Origin of the sequence: Sporosarcina koreensis (assembly GCF_001531445.1) — a bacterium.
Lineage (GTDB): Bacteria > Bacillota > Bacilli > Bacillales_A > Planococcaceae > Sporosarcina > Sporosarcina koreensis_C.
This window is the reverse complement of the sequence record NZ_LQYA01000110.1, coordinates 1-3,926: the sequence shown is the minus strand read 5'-3', so window position 1 is coordinate 3,926 and position 3,926 is coordinate 1. Positions and strand designations below refer to the sequence as shown.

Annotated in this window: 3 protein-coding genes and 1 other annotated feature; all 3 genes read left to right on the top strand. The window is 45.2% G+C overall.

Going from position 1 to position 3,926, the window contains the following annotated elements; translation table 11 throughout:
• Nucleotides 1-111 precede the first annotated feature (111 nt).
• Nucleotides 112-2,412 (top strand): 5-methyltetrahydropteroyltriglutamate--homocysteine S-methyltransferase, encoded by a 2,301-nt coding sequence (metE, locus tag AWV70_RS13075; RefSeq protein ID WP_060207850.1) that lies wholly within the window; start codon nucleotides 112-114, stop codon nucleotides 2,410-2,412.
• A 92-nt stretch (nucleotides 2,413-2,504) separates the two neighbouring features.
• The gene (locus AWV70_RS13070; RefSeq protein WP_060207846.1) at nucleotides 2,505-2,684 is read left to right on the top strand and encodes a hypothetical protein; all 180 of its coding nucleotides are present in this window, start codon (nucleotides 2,505-2,507) and stop codon (nucleotides 2,682-2,684) included.
• A gap of 53 nt (nucleotides 2,685-2,737) precedes the next feature.
• Nucleotides 2,738-2,997, top strand: a binding site (T-box leader).
• Between the two features lie 53 nt (nucleotides 2,998-3,050).
• The coding region (locus tag AWV70_RS13065; RefSeq protein WP_082713618.1) for a methionine--tRNA ligase at nucleotides 3,051-3,926 on the top strand (876 nt) is incomplete at its 3' end.

The window sequence follows — 3,926 nt, the reverse complement described above, 5'->3', positions numbered from 1 at the left end:
TATTTCTTCACCATCTACTATATAAAAAATAGTAGTGCAAACCAATGCCTTGGTCTGCACTACTAATCTTAGTATGTTTTTTATTTCAAAAAAAGATGGGAGATGGGAAGTATGACAACAATCAGCAGTATGTTAGGATACCCGTATATCGGTGAAAATCGCGAATGGAAACGGAGCTTGGAAGCTTTCTGGTCAGGCAATATAGGAGAAGAGCAATTGGTGGATGATATGCAAAAATTGCGGCTCGTCCATCTTCAAAAACAACAGGCTGCAGGCATCGACAAAATTGCAGTGGGAGATTTCACTTTCTATGACCGGATGTTGGATACGGCCGTCATGTTCGGTATGATTCCAGAACGTTACGATTGGCAAGGCGGTAACGTTCCATTATCCACTTATTTTTCCATGGCAAGAGGAAATGATGATGTCGTTGCGTGTGAAATGACAAAATGGTTCGATACAAATTATCACTATATCGTGCCAGAGTTTGAGAATCGTAAACTTTCATTAACCGAAAACAAGCCTCTCAACGCTTATCGGGAAGCTAAAGAACTGTTAGGGATTGAAGGTAAGCCTGTTCTGATCGGCCCTTACACTTTTTTAAAGCTGTCAAAAGGCTATTCTAACAATGAGACCCCTGCTTTCCTATTACATCTTCTCCCGCTTTACGAAGAAATTTTAAAAGAGCTGTCTGCGGAAGGCGTTCAATGGATACAAATCGATGAACCGATTTTATCTACAAGCCTCAACCAAGATGAGATGAAGACGGTTCAAGAAATTTATAAGCAGCTGAAGACCGCCGCACCTGAGCTGAAGTTCATGCTTCAAACGTATTTCGATTCAATCGAATGGTACAAGGAAACAGTGGAATTGCCTGTCGACGGAATCGGCTTCGATTTTGTGCATGGTTTGCAAAAGAACGTAAGCAATATAAAGACGCTCGGGTTTCCTGCTGACAAGGTATTAGGAGTTGGCATTATCGATGGACGGAATATTTGGAGAGCCAACCTTCGAGAGAAGATCGACTTGGTACATACTCTTTCTTCTGTCGTACCATCTGAAAGAATGTGGATCCAACCTTCATGCAGCTTGCAGCATGTCCCTGTTACGACACGTTCGGAGCAAGCATTGGAAGCGACCATTAAAAACGCTTTATCTTTTGCGGATGAGAAATTGCATGAAATCCGTTCGATTACCGCAAGCTTAAATGGAGACGAAGAAGCTATATTGGCCGAAATCGAAGATAGTGTTGCAGCCTGTCAACGTCTATCTGAACTGCCTGAAAGAAACCGGGAGGACGTCAAAACAGCGATCCACAATATTTCCACCAAAGACAGCGAGCGGAACCTTCCTTTTACTAAACGTAAGGAAGCTCAGCAATCAGCCTTTTCACTTCCACTTCTGCCAACGACTACGATTGGCAGCTTCCCGCAAACACCGGAAATTAGAAGAACAAGAACCAAATGGCGCAAAGGGGAAATTACGAATGAGCAGTATGAGGCGTTTATAAAAGAGAACATTCAATCTTGGATAGATATTCAAGAGGAGATTGGCCTTGATGTATTCGTTCACGGTGAATTCGAACGGACGGACATGGTTGAGTATTTCGGAGAAAAATTGGATGGCTTCACATTTACCGAGAAAGCTTGGGTCGTCTCCTATGGCTCCCGTTGTGTGAAACCACCTGTCATTTACGGGGATGTCGCTTTCAATCAACCGATGACCGTCAAGGAATCAGTCTATGCCCAATCTCTCACTGACAAACCGGTGAAAGGGATGCTGACAGGTCCTGTGACGATCTTGAATTGGTCGTTCGTTCGGAATGATATTTCGTTGGAGGAAGTAGCAAACCAACTAGCACTTGCCCTTCGAAACGAAGTTGCCGCATTGGAATCTGCCGGCATCCATATGATCCAGGTTGACGAGCCTGCCTTGCGCGAAGGTTTACCGCTGAAGAAAGAACGATGGAATGACTATTTGGATTGGGCTGTGAACGCATTCCGCATCACAACAGCAGCAGTGAAAGAAACAACACAAATCCATACACATATGTGCTATTGCGACTTTAACGATTTCATCGACTCGATTAGCGCTTTGGATGCCGACGTCATATCCATCGAAACGTCGAGAAGCCATGGCGAGCTTGTCCACGCATTTAATGAGTTTCATTATGACAAAGGAATCGGCTTGGGCGTGTATGACATCCATAGCCCGCGTGTTCCGACGACCGATGAAATGGCATCCATTATCGATAAAGGGCTTGAAGTGTTATCTCCTGACCAATTTTGGGTAAATCCCGACTGCGGCTTAAAAACGAGAAACCATGAAGAAACCATCGCCTCCTTGCACAATATGGTTTCAGCTGCCGTGCAAAAACGGGAACAGCTTCAAGTGCTCCAAGCGGACCATTGATAACTACATGTCCGATTCCTTAAGAACAGCCTTACACGCATAATCACCAAGCGACTAACACATGCTTTTATTCATCAGGAGGTGAATTTGGCATGGCAAAAGAGAAGAAAATCAAAAAAGACAATACATTGGATCGCGAGGAATTCGGGTACGGATTCGATATTAGCCCCGATGATATGGGCGTCATCGGGAAGAATGACAACGTGAAAAATAAAAACAACAAGACAGAAGAAGATCGGAACGACCAAAAGCGCCCGCCTACGAATTGGTAAACACTATTGATTTCTCTGAATCAAACGACTATAATCATTTCAACTACATCTTATTAAAGGCAATGAGAGGGAAAAGTAAAAAGAGGATGTCGCCTAGAGAGCTTCTGTCGGTGGAAATGAAGCGGACAAATCTTTTGAACATGATCCTTGAGCCGCGCACTGAACGTCTCCGGACTAGTAGGATGCGACGAGAGTTGGCGCTTGTTATCCACGTCAAAGTATAACGCTTTTTCGGCGCGTACTTTTGGAGGCATTCAGCGTGAGCTGCTTGCGAAGTAAGGTGGTACCACGGGTGATAGACCCCGTCCTTATCGATTTTTATCGATAGGGGCGGGGTTTTTTATTTTATTCAGAGGAGGAAGTTACATGAGTGTTTTTATCGGAGGGGCTTGGCCGTATGCGAATGGATCGCTGCATCTTGGGCATATCGCGGCGCTGTTGCCAGGGGATATTTTAGCGAGGTATTACCGGTTGAAAGGCGAGAAGGTTCTTTACGCTTCGGGAAGCGATTGCAACGGGACTCCTATTTCAATCCGGGCGAATGCCGAAGGAGTGTCTGTTAAGGAAATTGCGGACCGATACCATACAGAATTTATCGTTTGTTTTTCAAGATTGGGATTCTCGTATGACATATACACGCGGACAGACGGAAGATTTCATCATCAAGTAGTCCGTAATGTATTTTTAACGTTACTGGACCGCGGTTTTATTTTCAAAAAGGAAGTGGAACAGACGTATTGCGAGTTCGACGAACGTTTTCTTCCCGACCGATTCGTCGAAGGGGTTTGTCCATATTGCGGAAGCCGAGCGCGTGGTGATCAATGCGACAATTGCGGCTCCATTTTAGATCCGCTTGACTTGACGGAACGCACATGCAAACTTTGCGGGAATGAACCGACTGTACGGAAAACTGAGCATTTTTACTTCAAATTAAGTGCTTTTCAAGATGAATTGGATAAATATGTTGCAAGTGCGAGTGCTGAAGGAAGATGGCGTGACAACGCGATCCACCAATCCGAGCGCTATTTACGGGAAGGTCTCCGTGACCGGGCCGCTTCGCGGGATTTGGCGAACGGTGTCGGCATTCCTGTCAGAGGCTATGAGGATAAGAAAGTGTATGTGTGGATCGAGGCGGTGACGGGCTATTATTCCGCGAGCCAGGAGTGGGCCGCTTTGAACCGTGTCGATTTCGAGGAGTTTTGGAATGAAGAGACGGTCTCCTACTATGTGCACGGGAAAGAT